The organism is Pseudomonas sp. NPDC088885 (genome assembly GCF_044750025.1).
GTDB lineage: Bacteria > Pseudomonadota > Gammaproteobacteria > Pseudomonadales > Pseudomonadaceae > Aquipseudomonas > Aquipseudomonas rustica.
Window position 1 is genome coordinate 1 of sequence record NZ_JBIVJB010000265.1, and the last position, 1,057, is coordinate 1,057.

The 1,057-nt window shown below is 59.8% G+C and carries 1 pseudogene; it reads right to left on the reverse strand.

Annotated elements, in window-relative coordinates:
* Positions 1–962, reverse strand: a pseudogene (locus ACIP1X_RS29115) (biotin carboxylase N-terminal domain-containing protein); the annotation flags it as partial.
* Positions 963–1,057 lie beyond the last annotated feature (95 nt).

The following is a 1,057-nucleotide window of genomic DNA, read 5'->3' on the forward strand; positions in this document are numbered from 1 at the left end:
GTACCCGGGCTCGGCATGAAGGTTTTCGGGTCTTCAGCGTTGATCCGGCATTCCAGCGAGTGACCGCGGATGACCACATCATCCTGAGTGAACGACAGCTTGTTGCCAGCGGCGATGCTGAGCATCTCCTTGACGATGTCGATGCCGGTGACCATTTCCGAAACCGGGTGCTCCACCTGAACACGGGTGTTCATTTCGATGAAGTAGAAACGACCGTTCTCGTACAGGAACTCGAAAGTACCCGCGCCGCGGTAACCGATGTCGATGCACGCCTTGACGCAGCGAGCCAGTACTTCCTGACGCGCCTGCTCGTCGATGCCCGGTGCCGGCGCTTCTTCGAGAACTTTCTGGTGACGACGTTGCAGCGAGCAATCGCGGTCGCCCAGGTGGATCGCATGACCCTGGCCGTCGGACAGCACCTGAACTTCGACGTGGCGCGGGTTGGTGAGGAATTTTTCCAGATAGACCATCGGGTTGCCGAACGCCGCGCCAGCTTCGGTGCGGGTCAGCTTGGCAAAGGAGATCAGGTCTTCTTCCTTGTGCACAACGCGCATGCCGCGACCACCACCGCCGCCAGCGGCTTTGATGATCACCGGGTAGCCGACTTCACGACCAATGCGCAGCGCCGTTTCTTCGTCTTCCGGCAGTGGGCCGTCGGAACCTGGAACGGTTGGCACACCTGCTTCGATCATCGCGTGCTTGGCCGAAACCTTGTCGCCCATCAGGCGAATGGTGTCGGCTTTCGGGCCAATGAAAGCGAAGCCGGAGTTCTCGACTTGCTCGGCAAAATCGGCGTTTTCCGCGAGGAAACCGTAGCCTGGGTGAATGGCGGTAGCGCCAGTCACTTCAGCGGCAGCGATGATGGCCGGGATGTGCAGGTAGGACTGAGCGGCAGACGCCGGGCCGATGCAGACGGATTCGTCTGCCAGACCCAGGTGCATCAGCTCTTTGTCGGCCTTGGAGTTGGTGCTGCTGAATCTGACTGGCAAGCACATCGGTTTCATCACGCAGACATTGCTGGTTGGCTTGCTCGCGTTAGGCTTTTTGAGCATCGCCA